Source organism: Streptomyces oryzae (genome assembly GCF_017676365.1).
Taxonomy (GTDB): Bacteria; Actinomycetota; Actinomycetes; order Streptomycetales; family Streptomycetaceae; genus Streptomyces; species Streptomyces oryzae.
On sequence record NZ_JADKMA010000178.1, the window covers coordinates 1 to 16,458 of the forward strand.

General features: G+C 72.2%; 17 protein-coding genes and 1 pseudogene. 10 read left to right on the top strand and 8 right to left on the bottom strand.

Translation table 11 applies throughout. The features are described 5' to 3' along the window. Positions 1-16 precede the first annotated feature (16 nt). The 6 genes from ITI46_RS27015 to ITI46_RS27040 all read right to left on the bottom strand — a co-directional run bounded on the left by ITI46_RS27015 (position 17) and on the right by ITI46_RS27040 (position 4,956). Positions 17-1,042: a zinc-dependent alcohol dehydrogenase gene (locus ITI46_RS27015; RefSeq protein WP_307808338.1), complete on the bottom strand. Its 1,026-nt coding sequence runs from the start codon at positions 1,040-1,042 to the stop codon at positions 17-19. After that, positions 1,039-2,205, bottom strand: coding sequence for a mandelate racemase/muconate lactonizing enzyme family protein (locus tag ITI46_RS27020; RefSeq protein ID WP_209242517.1), 1,167 nt, complete (start codon positions 2,203-2,205; stop codon positions 1,039-1,041). The genes ITI46_RS27015 and ITI46_RS27020 overlap by 4 nt, the downstream gene beginning before the upstream one ends. A gap of 278 nt (positions 2,206-2,483) precedes the next feature. Further along, positions 2,484-2,879 (bottom strand): DUF2795 domain-containing protein, encoded by a 396-nt coding sequence (locus ITI46_RS27025; protein WP_209242518.1) that lies wholly within the window; start codon positions 2,877-2,879, stop codon positions 2,484-2,486. 10 nt (positions 2,880-2,889) lie between these two features. After that, entirely contained in the window at positions 2,890-3,654 is a 765-nt protein-coding gene (locus ITI46_RS27030; protein WP_209242519.1) for a VOC family protein, read from the bottom strand. Between the two features lie 757 nt (positions 3,655-4,411). Then, positions 4,412-4,582, bottom strand: a complete 171-nt coding sequence (locus ITI46_RS27035) for a hypothetical protein (RefSeq protein ID WP_209242520.1) — start codon at positions 4,580-4,582, stop codon at positions 4,412-4,414. A gap of 17 nt (positions 4,583-4,599) precedes the next feature. Next, entirely contained in the window at positions 4,600-4,956 is a 357-nt protein-coding gene (locus ITI46_RS27040) for a PRC-barrel domain-containing protein (RefSeq protein ID WP_209242521.1), read from the bottom strand. 136 nt (positions 4,957-5,092) lie between these two features. Between ITI46_RS27040 and ITI46_RS27045 the strand changes: the two genes are divergently transcribed. The 8 genes from ITI46_RS27045 (at position 5,093) to ITI46_RS27080 (ending at position 13,363) form a co-directional block, all read left to right on the top strand. Continuing rightward, positions 5,093-6,430 (top strand): extracellular solute-binding protein, encoded by a 1,338-nt coding sequence (locus ITI46_RS27045; RefSeq protein WP_209242522.1) that lies wholly within the window; start codon positions 5,093-5,095, stop codon positions 6,428-6,430. Continuing rightward, the gene (locus tag ITI46_RS27050) at positions 6,427-7,383 is read left to right on the top strand and encodes a carbohydrate ABC transporter permease (protein ID WP_209242523.1); all 957 of its coding nucleotides are present in this window, start codon (positions 6,427-6,429) and stop codon (positions 7,381-7,383) included. Before ITI46_RS27045 ends, ITI46_RS27050 begins: the two co-directional genes overlap by 4 nt. Continuing rightward, entirely contained in the window at positions 7,380-8,207 is an 828-nt protein-coding gene (locus ITI46_RS27055) for a carbohydrate ABC transporter permease (RefSeq protein WP_209242524.1), read from the top strand. Before ITI46_RS27050 ends, ITI46_RS27055 begins: the two co-directional genes overlap by 4 nt. Before the next feature lie 223 nt (positions 8,208-8,430). Further along, the gene (locus ITI46_RS27060) at positions 8,431-8,811 is read left to right on the top strand and encodes a hypothetical protein (RefSeq protein WP_209242525.1); all 381 of its coding nucleotides are present in this window, start codon (positions 8,431-8,433) and stop codon (positions 8,809-8,811) included. Between the two features lie 144 nt (positions 8,812-8,955). Further along, positions 8,956-9,579: a carbonic anhydrase gene (locus ITI46_RS27065; protein ID WP_209242526.1), complete on the top strand. Its 624-nt coding sequence runs from the start codon at positions 8,956-8,958 to the stop codon at positions 9,577-9,579. A gap of 11 nt (positions 9,580-9,590) precedes the next feature. After that, positions 9,591-11,144 carry a SulP family inorganic anion transporter gene (locus ITI46_RS27070; protein WP_209242527.1) on the top strand — a complete coding sequence of 518 codons (1,554 nt, stop codon included), beginning with the start codon at positions 9,591-9,593 and terminating at the stop codon, positions 11,142-11,144. Then, the gene (locus tag ITI46_RS27075) at positions 11,141-11,923 is read left to right on the top strand and encodes an SDR family NAD(P)-dependent oxidoreductase (RefSeq protein ID WP_209242528.1); all 783 of its coding nucleotides are present in this window, start codon (positions 11,141-11,143) and stop codon (positions 11,921-11,923) included. Before ITI46_RS27070 ends, ITI46_RS27075 begins: the two co-directional genes overlap by 4 nt. 168 nt (positions 11,924-12,091) lie before the next feature. Then, positions 12,092-13,363, top strand: coding sequence for a glycosyltransferase (locus ITI46_RS27080; RefSeq protein WP_209242529.1), 1,272 nt, complete (start codon positions 12,092-12,094; stop codon positions 13,361-13,363). 75 nt (positions 13,364-13,438) lie between these two features. On the opposite strand, the gene ITI46_RS27085 is transcribed toward ITI46_RS27080, so the two are convergent. After that, complete coding sequence (locus tag ITI46_RS27085) at positions 13,439-14,797, bottom strand: sensor histidine kinase (protein ID WP_209242530.1); 1,359 nt, start codon at positions 14,795-14,797, stop codon at positions 13,439-13,441. Next, positions 14,778-15,431, bottom strand: a complete 654-nt coding sequence (locus ITI46_RS27090; RefSeq protein WP_209242531.1) for a response regulator transcription factor — start codon at positions 15,429-15,431, stop codon at positions 14,778-14,780. Before ITI46_RS27090 ends, ITI46_RS27085 begins: the two co-directional genes overlap by 20 nt. A gap of 87 nt (positions 15,432-15,518) precedes the next feature. Between ITI46_RS27090 and ITI46_RS27095 the strand changes: the two genes are divergently transcribed. Together ITI46_RS27095 and ITI46_RS27100 are read left to right on the top strand one after the other, a co-directional pair. Further along, on the top strand, positions 15,519-16,109 hold the full coding sequence (locus tag ITI46_RS27095; protein WP_209242532.1) for a hypothetical protein: 591 nt from the start codon (positions 15,519-15,521) through the stop codon (positions 16,107-16,109). A gap of 44 nt (positions 16,110-16,153) precedes the next feature. Continuing rightward, a pseudogene (locus ITI46_RS27100) lies at positions 16,154-16,458 on the top strand (hypothetical protein); the annotation flags it as partial.

Below are 16,458 nucleotides of genomic sequence, written 5' to 3' on the forward strand. Positions count from 1 at the left end.
GGGATGCAGCGGGGGCTCAGGGATGCAGCAGCACCTTGCCGACGGCGGGGTCGGCGTCGGCGACGAGTGCGACGGCCTTCTCGAACTCGGCCAGCGGCAGCCGGTGGGTGACCAGCGGCAGCGGGTCCAGCAGCCCGGAGGCGAAGGTGCGCACCGCGTGCGCCCAGGCGGCGGGCGGGGCACCGAAGACGGTCTCCACCCGCAACTGGCCGAGCACGAGCGCCGCCGGGTCGAGCTCGGCGGCTCCGGCGGGCGGGATGCCGGTGAGCACCAGCCGTCCGCCGCGCCGCAGCAGTCCGGCCGCCTGCCGGGCCGCACCGGGGGCGCCCGCCGCCTCGACGACGGTGTCGTAATCGCCGAGCCCTTCGGTCTCCTGGTGGTGGCGGTAGCCGGTGGCACCGAACCCGGCGGCGAGCTCCGCGCGTTCCGGGCGCGCGCCCACCATCAGCAGCTCGGCGGGTGAGCCGAGGCCCAGCAGCCGGGCGGCGAGCATCCCCAGCGTGCCGTCGCCGACCACGGCCACCCGGTCACCTGGCCTGACCCGGGCCCGGAGCGCCGCGGCCGCCACACATGCGGTGGGCTCCAGCAGCGCTGCGGCCGTCAGGTCCGCGTCGTCGGGCAGCGGATGCAGCAGCCGGGCCGGGAGGGTCAGGGTGGGGGCCATGGCGCCGGGCTCGGTGAACCCGGTCTCCGCGTATCCGGCGGTGCACAGTGTGGTCTCGCCGACGTGGCAGCGCTCGCACACCTGGCAGTTGCGGAACCCCTCCCCCACCACCTTGCGCCCCACCAGCCCGCCGGGCACCCCTTCGCCGGTCCCGGCGACGGTGCCGGACCACTCGTGGCCGGGGGTGACGGGGTAGCGCGCGTACGGCGCCGGGCGGTTGCCCTGGTACAGCTCCCGGTCGCTGCCGCAGATCCCGGCCGCGTGGATGTGCACCAGCGCCTCTCCTGGTCCCGGCGGGCGCGGGGTGTGCGGGACGAGGCGGGCGGCGCCGGGCGCGTCCAGGACGACGGCGCGCCCCTCCTCGCGGGTGGCGGTCACTTGTCGCCGCCGTCGGGGTTGCGGGTCTCCCAGCCCTCGGCCCACAGGTCGAAGTGGGCGCGCTGCTGGGGGAACTCCGCCGCCGCGTCCGTGTCCAGCTCGACGCCCAGTCCCGGTGCGTGGGAGAGGGTGAAGCAGCCGGTCTCGGGGTCGACCTGCGGAGCGCCCTTGACGACCTTCTTGATCTCGGCGTCGGCGAAGTCGTTGAAGTGCTCCAGCACCTTGAAGTTGGGCGTGGCGAAGCCCATCTGCAGGCTGGCGGCGGTCAGTACGGGGCCGCCGACGTTGTGCGGGGCCACCAGCATGTAGTGGGTCTCGGCGGTGGCCGCCAGCTTGCGGGTCTCGGCGATGCCGCCGAGGTGCCCGAGGTCGGGCTGGATGATGTCGGCGGCCTGGCTCTCGAACAGCTCCCGGAACTCGATCCGGTCGTGGATGCGCTCCCCGGTCGCCACCGGCATGTCCACCTTGCCCGCGACCTTCGCGAGCGCCTTGAGGTTCTCCGGCGGCACCGGCTCCTCCAGCCAGGCGGGCCGGAAGGGAGCCATCTCGTGGGCGAGCCGGACTGCGGTGGCCGGCGCGAAGCGGCCGTGCATCTCCAGCATCAGCTCGGCGTCCGGGCCGATGGCATCGCGTACGGCCTCGATGAGGGAGACCGCGTAGCGGGTGTCCTCGTAGGAGAGTTCGAAGTGTCCGGTGCCGAACGGATCGATCTTCAGGGCGCGGTAGCCGCGCGCCATGACGTCCTTGGCCGCCTGGTGGTACGCCTCGGGGGTGCGCTCGGTGGTGTACCAGCCGTTGGCGTACGCCTTGACGGTGTCGGTGACGTTGCCGCCCAGCAGCTGCCAGACCGGGACGCCCAGGGCCTTGCCCTTGATGTCCCAACAGGCCATCTCCACACAGGCGATGCCGGACATCACGATCTCACCGGCGCGGCCGTAGTCGCCGTACTTCATCCGCCGTACCAGGTCCTCGATACGGAACGGATCGGAGCCGGCGATGTGGTTGGCCTCCGCCTCCCGCAGATAGCCGAGCAGCGCGTCGGTGTGGCCCAGCATCCGGGTCTCTCCGACTCCGGTGAGTCCTTCGTCGGTATGAACCTGTACGTAGGTCAGGTTCCGCCACGGAGTACCGACCACGTGGGTGCTGATACCAGTGATGCGCACGGTGCCGCTCCTGAGTGTCGCTCTATGCCGTTCGATATTTCGTCACGCGTTCGAAATAGCGATGTGACACTAAGGAGGGCTGAGAGGGGTGTCAATGACCGGGACGCGCTTTTCTGTTCAGCACTGAGCTGTCTTGTTGCTCTGTGCTGTGAGTATGCCGCCCCGAGGGGGCGCGGGGAACTGCTCGAACCACCACGACGGCCCCGCAGTCAGGCACCGGGCCGAGGCCCAACGGCCCAAGTCCCAACGGCGGGGACCGCCGCCATGAGAGTGGGGCGTCAGGAGCGACGGGTCTCAGTGTGCAGGCCCAGCCCCTGCGCCAGCTCCTGAACGTTGCGGAAGCGCGCGTCCGCCGGAAGGCCCCGGGCCATCTCCACGAGCCGGTCCGGCGCATGCTCGGCGCGCAGCGCGTCCAGCACCTCCTCGCGCCCGGTCGGGTACAGATGGCGGCCCAGGTACTGTGCGATCTCGGAGCGCAGCTCGACGTCGCGCGGAGTCATCCCGGCCGGGGTGCCGCCGGTCCGCAGGGCCTGCGGGTCCCGGAAGGGCTCGGGCTGGTCCTCGCCGGAGGGCTCCATCTCCCGCGCCTCCTCGCGATTGGAGCGCAGATCGCCGCGCAGCCGCTTCTTGGCCTCGTCGTCCTGCACGGGGCCGGTCTTGTCGTTCTCCTGCATGGTGTGCTCCTTACGTGCTGAGCAGACAGAAGGAGGCTCCCTTGGGGTCGCGGAGCGTCGCCGTCGGCCCCAGGGGGCCCGCGCGGGGCGGGGAGGCGACCGCGCCGCCCTCCCGTTCCGCCGCGCTGACCGCCGCGTCCAAGTCGGGTACCCGGAAGTACGGCTCCCACCGCGGGCGGATGGCCGGGTCGGGCGGCGCCTCCAGCGCACCGCCGCGCAGCCCGGCAACCGCGTGGCCGTCGACCCGTACGACGATCTCGTCGTACTGCTCCTCATAGGTGACCCCGTGGCTGGGGTCCGACTCCCAGTCGAAGATCTCGCCGTAGAAGACCGCGGCGGCGAAGGCGTCCGAGGTGTGCAGCTGGAGCCAGGCGGGTGCCGGTCCCGAGCCGACCCACCAGGAAGCCGGGCCGTCGCCCTGCCACAGTCCGAACGGCGCGCCCCACTGGTCGGCAGCGATCACGGCACGGCCGCCGCCCGCCCGCAGCGGGCCGACGGCCACCGTGGCCCCCCGTTCGGAGATGCGCTCCGCGACCACGTCGGCGTCCTCGACATGGAAGTACACCGTCCAGCGCTCGGCCTCGGGGCCCGCGCCGGCGGACAGCTGGTTGACCCCGGCAACCGGCTGTCCCTCCACGGTGGCGATCCGTGCGTCGGGGCCTGCGTCCGAGGAGATGAAAGTCCAGCTCAGCACCGGCCCGTAGAACTCTTCGGCGGCCCGTTGGTCCGGGGTCATCAGACTCACCCAGCAGGGCACTCCGCCGACCGAAGCCATGTGTCCGCCTTCCCGCCGCGTGGGCATCGTGCGTGCTCCACTCAGGGTACATAGCGGAGCGGAGCGGGCATAACGGACAGCAGGCCGAGGCGCCTCAGCGGCCCTGGCGCCGCTGCGGCCGCGGCCCCTGACCGGCGCCGTAGCGGACCGCCGGCCTGCGGTGCAGGGATCCCTGGACAGACCCCTGGACAGCCCTCCAGTCCCCGCCCTGCTGGTGGCCCTGGGGCAGAAACTCTCCCGCGCCACCGCCGCCGAGAGGGTTCCCCGGGGCCTGGACCGGAAGGGCAGGAGGGTGCCAGAAGGGCTTGATCCGGACGCCGCGTGCGGGAGGAGCCGCCGCCTCGGCAGCGGTGTTGCCCGGCCGCTGCGTGCTCTGTTCCGGCTGTTGAGGCTGCCGCCGGTCCCCGCCCGCCACCTTGGCGAATGCGTGGGCGTCCCCCATGTCCGGGGCATTCCGCGGGGCATTGGCACTGGTTGTCGCGGCCGCCGGGCGCTCAGCCCGCGGGTGTACGGGGTACCGCGGCTCCTCGATCGGGGAAACGGGGGAAGTCCTTCCCCTGTCGGCCCCGGGGCTCACAGGGGAAACGGGAGAAGACGGAGTGGGCATCGTCCGTTCGCTTTCTGTCGGAAACCGAGCGCGTTCTGGAGTGATCACGTGCAGCCGCCGCAAGTGGTTCAAGACGGCCCCCGGACCCCGCGAGCACCACCGAGTCCCCAGCGTCAGCCCTCAGCCCTCAGCCCCCGAGAACGGCGGCGCTCAGCGTGGATGGCGACGCGTCGCGCGGGACGTGATGCGGTAGGCCGCGTACAGGAAGCCGATCAGTGCGACGAAGATGCCGATGATCAGCAGGTAGAAGAGTCCATGGACGACCGAGCCGAAGATTCCCAGCAGGATCGCCACCAGGACCAGGAACAGAAACAGGGCCATCTCGGCCTCCCCGTCTCTCAGCGGCGCGCGAGGCGGCGTTCGCCACCCGCGCCCGGGGTGTACTCGATCTCGTAGTGCGCGAAGACGGACGGCTCGTCGGTGGCCGGCAGCACATCGTCGGTCCCGATGGACGGAGCGCCCTTCACCTGGCTCTTGGGGTACCGGACCTTCAGATACCCCGGCCCCACCGTGGCTCCCGCCAGCGGAACGAACACGAGCCGGTGCCGGGTGGGCATCCCGACAGTCACCGTGGCGAAGGAGGGCTGGTCGGTCCCGGTGTCCACATACACCGACTCCAGCGAGCCGATCCTGCTCCCGCCCGCATCCACGACGTCGTGCCCGCGCCATTCCCGGATATCGTCCGGCTCGAACATCTCTTCCTCCATATTTGGGGCCTTTCCCCATAATCGCACCAAATCAACGCCACATGCGGAGGGGGCGCGCACCCGAAGGCGAGGAGGCGTTGTGCGCCGTCGCACGGGGAAGGGTGTGCTCCGAGAGGGGGCACGCATGGGGAGACGCCGCACCACCACGTACGCGGCATTACTGTGCGCGTTGCTGCTGCTCACAGCATGTAGCGCCCTGACTCCGGGCAACGCCGCCGACCCTGACCGGCCAAGAACGGTGCCGTCCTCCACCGCGGTACCGAGGGGCGAGGGCGACATCACCCTGAGACTCACCTTCGCCGACGCACCCGCGATGGTGGACGCCCTCGTCGCGGCGTTCCACAAGAAGCATCCCCGGATCACCATCGAACCGCGGTACACCCAGTTCGCCGACTACGTGAAGAGCATCAAGCTCACGATGGCCTCGGACACCGCGCCGGACCTCGCCCAGTTCGCCGTCGGCATGGACGACATCGCCGCGCGGGGCGACATCCTGGACCTGGCGCCGTACCGGGACGCGTACGGCTGGCGGAAGAAGTTCCCGGCCGCCTCCCTCGACCAGCTCACCGGCTCCGGGCGGCGCGCCTCCTCGGGACGGCGGCTGTACGGGGTGCCTGCGGGGCTGTCGATGACGGGGATCTACTACAACAAGGCGCTCGCCCGGAAGGCCGGCATCACCCGGCCGCCCCGCACGCTCGCCGAGTTCGGCCGGCAGCTGGCCGCCGTCAAGCGGGCCGGGATGACCCCGCTGGGCGTCGGCGCACTCGATTCGGGCGGCCTCCATCTGTGGGCTGCGCTGGTCAACAACGCGATGCCGCCCAAGGCGTACCGGAACTGGGTCAAGGGCACCGCAGGGGCCACCATCGAGACACCGCGGACGCTGGCGGCCACCCGGAAGCTGGTGGAGTGGAGCCGCAAGGGGTATTTCAACGAGTCGGCGAACGGCACCACCCAGACCGACACCACGGCGCAGTTCGCCCGGGGCGAGAGCGTCTTCCTCATCAACGGCAACTGGGCTGCCGGGCAGTTGTCCGAGGCGATGGGGAAGGACGCGGGCTTCTTCCTGCTGCCCGGCGAGCGCCCCGGAGCGCGCGCCGTCTCCTCCGGGTTCAGTGTCTCGTACGCGATCTCGTCCCGTACGAAGCATCCGCAGGCCGCCGGCGCCTTCCTCGACTTCCTCGGCTCCCGGCAGGCCGCGAAGATCGTCAGCGACAACGGTTTCCTGCCGCCCGACGAGAGCGCCGTTCCCGTTCCCGAGGGCGTACTGGGCGAAGTGGCGCGGGCGCACCGGCGGGTCACGGCCGACAACGGCATGAACCACTTCCCGGACTTCACCGCACCGAACATGCTCGACCCGCTCCGCGCCGGGGTGCAGAAACTGATCGCCGGCCGCACCACACCCGAGGCGTATCTCGACTCCCTCCAGGACGTGTGGCAGGACCGCTACGGGGGCGGGTCATGAGCCGGGCCAAGGAGCCTTCGGCCCGCACAGCACCGCGCCGCGCGCGTACGTGGCGCGACTACCGCGGCTATCTCTACGTCCTCCCCGCACTCGCCGTCTACCTCACCTTCGCCGTGCTGCCCGCGCTGCACACCGCCTATCTGTCGCTGTTCGAGTGGGACGGGGTGACGCTGGGCAGCTGGGTGGGGCTCGGCAACTACCGGGAGGTCTTCGCCGACCCGGCGCTGCGCGGCTCGGTGGTCAACGCGCTGGTCCTCATCGTCTTCTTCGCGTTCCTGCCGATCCTGGCGGGGCTGGCGATGACCGGGCTGCTGGCCAGGCACCGGCGCCGCGGAATGGGCGTCTACCGGCTGCTGTTCATGCTGCCGCAGGTGGTGCCGCTGGTCGCGGTGGGCGTGACCTGGCGCTGGCTGTACGGGGACGACGGGCTGATCAACGAGACGCTGGGCGGTATCGGGCTCGGCGGCTGGGCGCGGGCGTGGCTGGGGGACTTCGACTGGGCGCTGGTGGCCGTCGGCCTGGTGGGCACCTGGGTGCTCAGCGGGCTGTGCATGATGCTCTTTCTGAGCGGGGTGCAGAAGATCGACCCCCAGCTGTACGAGGCGGCGCGGCTGGACGGGGCGGGCCCGGTACGGGAGTTCGTCTCGGTCACCCTCCCGCAGCTGCGCGGCGAGCTGGCCGTCGCGCTGACGGTCACCACGGTGGCCGCGCTGGCCAGCTTCGACATCGTCTACGTCACCACGGGCGGCGGGCCGGGCGAGGAGACGACCGTGCCAGGACTGCTGGTCTACCGGCTCGCCTTCTCCGACGGGAAGGTGGGGCTGGCGTCGGCGCTCGGGGTGCTGCTGAGCCTGCTGATCCTGGTGATCGTCTACATCGTCAACCGGCTGTCGCGGCCGGAGACGCCGGAGAGGTCCCTGAGACCCGGGAGCGCTGTGAGGTCGCGGTCATGAACACGGCGTCGCGCGCGGAGCGTTGGACGGGGCAGGCGCTGCTGGCCGTATTGGCGATTGCGGTCGTCATCCCGTTCCTCAGCGTCTTCCTGGCCTCCATGCAGCCCTCGGGCGAGCCGGTGGTGGGCATGTCCTGGCCCGAGCGGTGGAGCCTGGACAACTACCGGCAAGCGTGGACGGTCGCGGGCTTCTCCGAGCTGATGCGTTCCAGTCTGCTGATCGCCGTCGGGGTGGTGCCCGCCTCACTGGTGCTGGCCGGGCTCGCCGGCTATGCGCTGGGCACCATGCGGCTGCCGGGCGGTGACGGGGTGGCGGCGCTGTTCGTCGCGGGGCTGACGATCCCGGTCGAACTGATCGTGGTGCCGCTCTACTTCGACCTGCGGGGGGTCGGGCTGACGGACTCGTACCTCGGGGTCATCCTGGTGGAGATCGCGCTGTTCATGCCGTTCGGCGTCTTCTGGATGCGGACGCACTTCCGTACAACGCCGGCCGCGCTGGTGGAGGCGGCGCGGATCGACGGCGCCTCTTCGTGGACGATCCTCACCAGGGTGCTGCTGCCACTGGCGCGGCCGTCGCTGACGACGCTCGGGGTGCTGGTGTTCATGTGGTCGTGGAATCAGTTCCTGCTGGTGCTGGTGTTGATGCAGGACGCGGCCAAGCGGACGGCCCCGGCGGGGCTGGGCTTCTTCGTGGGGCAGAACAATACGGATGTGCCGATGCTCGCCGCCGGAACAATTCTTGTCATGCTTCCGATCACAATCGTGTACCTGCTGTTTCAACGGAGCTTTGTTTCCGGCTTGTTGCGGGGTGCCTTCAAAGGCTGACATGCCGGGTCAGAGGCATCACAGTTCGAATATCGGCCGTACGAGCGAGCTACGCAGAGGATCAATTCTCGCCGTTGCGGCTGAAAACAAGAGGGTGCGAGCGAAAGTCCCAGCATCTCCCAGGTCAGTTCACCCACAGTTCACCTTCGCCGTGCGGGTTCGTCACACCCTGTGGGTGACGATGGAATCCACCCAGCTCGGAGCAGTTGACGGGAGGAGGACGATGCGACGCTGCGTGACCGGCGTACGGATATGCCTCTCCGCCCTCGTCCTGCTCCTCTCCGTGCTGCTGGCCACCGAGGCCGCCTGTGCCCTCCCGGCGCCGACGAGCGAGCCGCCGGCGGCCACCACGACCGCTGACGACATCTCACCTCCGGTGGCCGAAGAGACCGAGCACGGCGACGCCGACTGTCATCCGCGCCGCGCCGTACGCCACCACATCACGCCACCGGCACCCGGCGAGCGCCCGCTCGACGCCGGCGACCGGCGGGCCCACTCGCTCGCCGCCGACTACCCCGCCGCGCTGCCGGGGAACGGCAGCGCCGGCATGCCGTGGCGCAGATCCGTCGAGGTTCCCGTACTGCACCAGGTGCTGCGGCACTGATACCGGCAGCGGCAGCCGCGTACCGGCGCGCTGTCCGCGACCAGCCGGTACCGGCCGACGAGGCCGCGTAACCGACTTCTCGCCGACTTCCGTACGCAGAGTCCGTACGAGATCTCGTACGCACCTGAACGCAAGGTAACCCTCATGCGCTCACTCATTCCGCACGCACGCGCTTTTTCCGCACGGATCAACGACCGTACCGACGAACGGGAGAGCTACGGCAGGCTGGCACAGGGCCAGTCGCCCGAAGCGCTCTTCATCACCTGCTCCGACTCGCGGGTACAGCCCGCGGTCTTCACCGGCGCCCGTCCAGGACAGCTCTTCGAACTGCGCACCGCGGGCAACGCGGTGCCGCCCTACAGCGCGACGGGCGGACAGCCCAGCGGCGAGGCCGCCACCATCGAATACGCGGTCCGGGTACTGGAGGTGCCCGAGATCGTGGTCTGCGGGCACTCGCACTGCGGCGCGGTCGGCGCCCGGGTGCGGGAGGAGGACCTGGCGGCCGTGCCCGCCGTGCACAGCTGGCTGACCACCCAGCTGCCCCCGCCCGGCGAACTCGCGCCCGACGACGCCGACCGCGAACGGCCCGATGTGTCCGCCGCCGTGCAGCGCCACGTACGCGCGCAGCTCGCGCGGCTGCGGGACTACCCGTGCGTCGCGGAACGGGAAGCCTCCGGGCAACTGGCGCTGCGCGGCTGGTTCTACACCATCGACACCGGCCTGGTGCTCGAACTCGATGCGCGTTGCGACGCGTTCCTCCCCCTGTGAGAGGTGGCGTCATGACGTACTCGAAGAGCCTGCTGCGGGCGGACTTCACCGCCTCGCTCGTCGTCTTCCTCGTCGCCCTGCCGCTGTGCGTGGGCGTCGCCGTCGCTTCCGGGGTACCGGCCGAACTCGGCCTGGTCACCGGCATCGTGGGCGGGCTGGTCACCGGGTTCCTGCCCGGCAGCAGCCTCCAGGTCAGCGGCCCGGCCGCCGGACTGACGGTGCTGGTCTACGAGGCGGTGCAGACCTACGGCCTCGGCGGGCTGGGCGTCCTGGTGCTGGCCGCCGGGGTGCTGCAACTGGCGATGGGCCTGCTGCGGCTGGGCCGCTGGTTCCGCGCCATCTCCGTCTCCGTCGTCCAGGGCATGCTCGCCGGCATCGGCCTGGTGCTGATCGCCGGTCAGCTCTACTCTCTCGCCGACGCCAAGGCCCCCGGCAGCGGTCCGGAGAAGATCCTGGGCCTGGGCCGGCTGGTGCTGGACACGGCCGGTGACAGCACAGCCCTGACCGCCTTCGCGGTCGGCGCGGGAACGGTGGCGGTGCTGCTGGTGTGGCCCAAGTGGCGGGCCGGGGCGCGGGTGCTGCCCGCGCCGCTGGCGGCCGTGCTGCTGGCCACGGGCGCCACCGTCGCCCTCGACCTGCCCATCGCACGGGTCGAGGTGCAGGGGCTGCTGGACGCCGTGCAGCCGCCGGGGCTGGGCGAGTTCGGCGGGCTGGCCTCGATCGGCATGCTGAGCACGGTGCTCGCGTTCACGCTGATCGCCTCCGCCGAGTCGCTGTTCAGCGCCGCCGCCGTGGACCGGCTGCACGAGGGGCCGCGTACCCATTACGACAAGGAGCTGATCGCCCAGGGTGCGGGGAACGCCGTGTGCGGCGCGCTGGGTGCGCTGCCGATGACGGCGGTCATCGTCCGCAGTTCGGCCAATGTGGCGGCCGGAGCGAGGACGAAGGCGTCCCGGGTGCTGCACGGTCTGTGGCTGCTGCTGTTCACCGTCGCGCTGCCGGGCGCGCTGGGCATGATCCCGCTCTCCGCGCTGGCGGGCATCCTGGTCCACGCGGGCTGGAAGCTGATTCCGCTGCGCGACCTGGCCCCCATGTGGCGCCGGCACCGGGCCGAGGCGGTGGTGCTGGCCGTCACCGCGCTGGCGATCGTCCTCACCAACATGTTCGAGGGCGTGCTGCTGGGGCTGCTGATGGCGGTGGTCAAGACCGCCTGGGAGACCTCGCACATCCATGTGGAGACGGAGGACCCGGGCGCGGACCGGCCACTGCGGGTCATGGTGCTGGGGAACGCCACCTTCCTGCGACTGCCCAAGCTCCAGGACCAGCTGGAGGCGCTGCCCGCCGACCGCCGGGTCGAACTGCGCCTGGAGAAGCTGCGGCACATGGACCACGCCTGCGGCCTCGCCCTCTCCACCTGGGAGGAGCAGCACAACAAGGCGGCGGAGCGGATCGCGGCCGAGCGCGGTGCCGGGGCCGAACCGGGTGCCGGGGCCGAACCCGGTGCCGCAGCCGGGGAGGTTGCCGCCGAGCGCCCGGGGGAGGGGACTTCTAGCATGATCGGATGACGCGATTCGACGGGTACGGGGCGCTGGTGACCGGCGCCGGACAGGGCATCGGAGCGGCCGTCGCACGCCGCCTCGCCGCTGAGGGCGCACGGGTTCTGGTCACGGACCGGGACCCGGAGCGCGCCGAGCGGGTGGCCGCGGGCATCCGCGAGGGCGGCGGCCGTGCCGAATCCCTCGGCTGCGATGTGACGGACGGGGCGGCCGTGCGAGCGGCGGTCGACCGCGCCGCCGGGTCCTTCGGCGGCCTCGATGTCCTTGTCAACAACGCCTACGCCTGCCACCCCGACCCCGCCCGTTTCGAGGAGGGGGAAGAGGCGCCCTGGTACGAGGACTTCGAGGTCACCCTGCACGGGGCGGCACGCTGTGCCCGCGCCGCACTGCCGCTGCTGGCCGAGGCCGCGGGCCGGGGCGCCGTCGTCAATGTCGGCTCGGTCAACGCCGAGCAGCACTTCGGCAACCACGCCTACAGCGCCGCCAAGGCTGCGCTGGCCTCCCTCACCCGCACGCTGGCCGTCGAGTCCGCACCGCGCGGAGTGCGGGTCAACCTGGTGGAGCCCGGCACGGTGCGGACCGACGTATGGCGGGACCGGGCCGGGATGCTGGAGCGGGTCGCGGCGCACTATCCGCTGGGCCGCGTCGGCGAGCCGTCCGACATCGCCGCCGCCGTCGCCTTCCTGGCCTCCCGGGACGCCGCGTGGATCACCGGTGTGAGCCTCCCGGTGGACGGCGGGCTGCTGGTGTCCAATCTGGCGATGAACGGCACGATGATGGGGCCTTGAGCCCCCAGTGTTGTTCCCCCTCTCCTGTGCTGACGAGGGAGTGCCGCTGACGGGAGTTCGCAGACTGCGGGTGAGTGGTGGTTGTTCGCGCAGTTCCCCGCGCCCCTTTCGGGGCGCCCACATGGCGACCTGCCGTGCCGGGCCGTGGTCGGCGCGGATACTGGGCGGATGCGTGTTGCGGTGATGACGGCGGGTTCGCGGGGTGACATCGCGCCCTACACGGGGCTCGCCCACGGGCTGGCCGAGGCAGGGCACGAGGTGACAGTGGCCACGCACGGGACGTTCGGGCCACTGGTGCGGGCGACGGGTGCCGGTTTTCAGCCGCTGCCCGTCGACCCGCGTGCCGAGCTGGAGTCCGAGAAGGGGCGGGCGCTGCACGACAGCCACTCGGGCCCGGGGAAGCTGGTGCAGCTGGCCCGGATGGCGCGGGAGCTGGTGGGCGAGATGGCGCCGCCGCTGGTTGCGTTGGCACGCGAGAGCGACGTACTGCTGCTGTCCAGCTCGCTGGCGCCGCTGGGGCGGGCCATCGGTGCGGGGCTCGGCGTGCCGACGATGGGCGTCTACCTCCAGCCCCTGCACCCCACGGCCGCGTTCGGCCCCTCCGTGCTCGGTGGGCGTTCGTTCGGCCCGGTGGGCAACCGGCTGGCCGGCCACGCCGTGAACGCCGCCGTGGAGCAGATCTTCGCGGACACCGTACGGACCACCGCGCGGGACCTGCTCGGGCTGCCGGGCGGAGTGCTGCGGCGCGGAGGGCTGCGGCACGCGGGGCGCCGGGCGCGGGAGCGGCGGCACTGGCCCGTGCAGCACGGCTTCAGCCCCGTCGTCGTGCCCCGTCCGCGCGACTGGCGGCCGGGCCTGTCCGTGTGCGGCTACTGGTGGCCGTACGACCCGCCGCGCGCTCGACTCCCCGCGTACGTCGAGAAGTTCCTCGCCGCGGGGCCGCCGCCCGTCTTCGTCGGGCTGGGCAGCGCCACCGTCCCCGACCCGGAGGCCACCAGTGACCTACTGGTGCGGGCGCTGCGCGCCGCCGGGCTGCGCGGCGTGGTGCAGCGCGGCTGGGCCGGACTGCGTACGCGGGACGCGGGCGGCGAGTTGCTGACGGTGGACGAAGTGCCACACGCGCTGCTCTTTCCGCGGATGGCCGCGGTGGTGCACCACTGCGGAGCGGGCACCACCGCCGCCGGGCTGCGTGCCGGAGTGCCGGCAGTGCCGGTGCCGGTGCAGTTCGACGGCGGGTTCTGGGCCCGGCGCCTGGTCTCGCTCGGCGTCGCACCCAGTGCCGTGCCGCTGCGCGAGCTGACGGCGGAGCGGCTGGCCACCGCGCTGACCGCGGCGACCCGCTCTCCGGCGTACGCCGAGCGCGCCCGCCGGTTGGCCGAACTGCTGCGTGCCGAGGACGGTACGGGTGCGGTCGCCGCGGCGCTGGAGCGGCTGGGCTGAGGGGGCCGGACGCCACCGGCCGGAGCCTGGACCGCCGTCAACTGGAGGCTGCGGAGAGCGCCGCGGCGAGGGAGGTCAGCTCACACACTGGCGGCTGGGGCTGATCACCGTGCAGCTGGCAACCACCTCCGGCAGCTCCTCGATCTCCTCGACCTCGAAGATCTGCCGGGGGCCCGGTGTGCGTCCGTCATGGCCGGCCGCGGAGTCGGCCGCGTCCCCTCGGGGCGCGGCTGGGAAGGTGACGGTGGTGGCCAGGCCGCCCTCGGGGCCGGGGACGGTGGTGAGGGTGGCGGCGTGTGCCAGGGCGACGGCGGCCACGATGGACAGGCCCAGACCGTGTCCCTCGTCGGCGCCGCGCGGGGCGAGGCGTTGGAAGGGCTGGTGGAGTGCGGGGATCTGACTGCGCCGGATCGGCTCGCCGCTGTTGGCCACGTGCAGCCAGGGGCGCCCCGCGCTGGTCCCGGTGGCGACGTGGATCCAGCCGTCGCGGGGAGTGTAACGGCGGGCGTTCTCCACGAGGTTGGCCGCCAGCCGCTCCATGAGCGCCGCGTCACCGTGGGTGGGCGCGTGCCGCAGGGTGACGGTCATCCGCGCGTCCTCCCGCTCGCGCAGCACCGTCTCCATGACGGCCGCGAGATCGGTGGGGCCGCTGCGCGCGGGGTCGAGCCCGCGCTCGCTGCTCGCCAGCGTCAGCAGCGCCTCGATCAGCCGTTCCTGGCTCTCCCCCGCCCGCAGCACCCGCTCACACACCTGGCGCAGCGTCGCCACGTCGGGGTCCGGCGCTGCGAGCGCCACCTCGACGGTGGCGCGCTGCAGCGTCAGCGGGGTGCGCAGCTCGTGCGAGGCGTTGGCGACGAAGCGCCGCTGCGCCGCGAAGGCCGCGTCCAGCCGGGACAGCAGCCCGTCGAAGGTGTCACCGAGCTCCTTGAGTTCGTCGGCCGGCCCCGGTACGGCGAGCCGCTCGTGCAGGTTCCGCTCGGAGATCCGGCGCGCCCTGTCCGCCATGACCCGCACCGGGCGCAGCACCCGGCCCGCCATCACCCAGCCCAGCGCCACCGACACGGCCGTCATCCCGGCCAGTGCGATTCCGGACTCGGTCAGCAGCAGGCGCAGTTCGGCGGCGCGGCGCTCGTTGACGATGTCCTCGATGTGTGTGCGCAGCCGGTCCGCCTCACCGTCAACCCCTCCCACGCGCCACGCCGTCACCCGCGTGTTCTTGTTGACGGGGCTCTGGGCCACCAGCAGATAGGTGCTGCCGAGCAACGCCGCGCCGGAGACCAGGAAGAGGGCCCCGTACAGCAGGGTCAGCCGCAGCCGGGCCGACCAGCGGATGCCGCCGCGCGCCGCACGGACCCGCGCACGGACCCGCGCCTGTGCAGGCGCGGCGGGCGGCGGCGACGCGGAGGGCGCGGGCTCAGATGCGGTAGCCGGCATGCGGCACCGTCTCGATCAGTGGCGGGTCGCCCAGCTTCCTGCGGAGCCTGCTGACGGTGACCTTCACGGTGTTGGTGAACGGGTCGGCCGACCGGTCCCAGGCGCGTTCCAGCAGCTCCTCCGCTGAGACGACGGTGCCCTGCGCCGCCAGCAGCAGCTCCAGGACGGACAGTTCCTTGGGCGACAGATCCAGTCTGCGTCCCCCTCTGCGGGCCAGCCGCTCGGCCGGGGCGAGAGTCAGGTCACCGTGGATGAGGACCGGCGGCACGGCCGGCTGGGCCCGGCGGGCCAGCGCCCGGGTACGGGCTACGAGTTCGGCGAACGCGAACGGCTTGGCCAGGTAGTCGTCCGCGCCGAGGTCCAGCCCCTCGACCCGGTCCTCCAGGGTGGAGGAAGCGGTCAGCATCAGCAGCCGGGCGCGGGAGCCGTCACGGCTCAGTGCGCGGCAGACCTCGTCGCCGTGCAGCCGCGGCAGATCGCGGTCGAGCACGATCACGTCGTAGTCGTGCACCGTCGCCTGCTCCAGCGCCTCCGCACCGTCGAAGGCCAGGTCGACGGCCATGCCTTCGCGGCGCAGCCCGGTGGCCACGGTCTGCGCCAACTCCCGGTGGTCTTCCACGATGAGCACCCGCATGGCGCCAAGGATGCGGCAGAGGACATAACACCGGCGTAACAGCCGCCGTTCCCGTGGTGTAACCGGCCCCGGCGTAGAACTCGGGGCATGTTCATCACTCGGAACCGATCCCTGATCCGTACCCTCCCCGCTGCGACGGTGCTGCTGGCGGGCGCACTGCTCACCGGCTGCGGCGGCGACGCGTCCGGCTCAGCCGGTGACGCCGGCGGGAACGGCTCGTCCGGCAAGGCGGCCGGCGAGGACGGCGCGCGCGGCGGCGCGGGCAAGCAGTTCGACAAGGCTCTGGAGTACGCGCAGTGCATGCGCGACAACGGCGTCAAGGACTTCCCCGACCCCAAGCAGGACAGCGGCGGCATCCGCATCGGCGGCCCGGGCGTCGACCGCGACTCCGCGGCGTTCGAGGACGCGGAGCAGGCATGCCGCGACAAGGCGCCGCAGATGGACGGCGGCGGGGGCAAGCCGCTGGACTCCGCGAAGGTCGCCGCCTGGGCCACCTGCATGCGGGAGAACGGGCTCAAGGACTTCCCCGACCCCGCAATCAACGGCAGCGCCATGCAGATCGATCTGTCAGGCACCGGCATCCAGCCCGGCGACAAGGCGTTCCAGGACGCCCAGAAGGCGTGCCGGGGCAAGTACCCGGGCGGCGGCATCCAGCTGAAGGGCGGCGGCCCCAAGTGAGCGCCGGGAACGACCGGTTGGCGAGTATGCGCACACGGGCCCGGATGCGGGCCCGTGGACCGGAGAGGGACGGACCGGCCGACGCGAGGGAGCCGGAGGCGTCCGAGCCGGGGGCCGACGCGAGGACGCCGGAACCGGCCCCCGCGTCCAGCGCCGTCCCGGCCACGGCCGCCGGGGCTGCGCACGGGGAGCCCGGCGGGGCGGCGGGCAAGGTGTCCGGCGCCGTGCCGGACGGCGCGGCGTCCGACGCGGCACCCGGCAGCGGAGGCAGCACCGGCGCAAGCGGTGCTGCCGGCGACGCCATCGGCGCGACCCAGGACGCCATCGGCGCGGATGCCGGTGGGGGCGG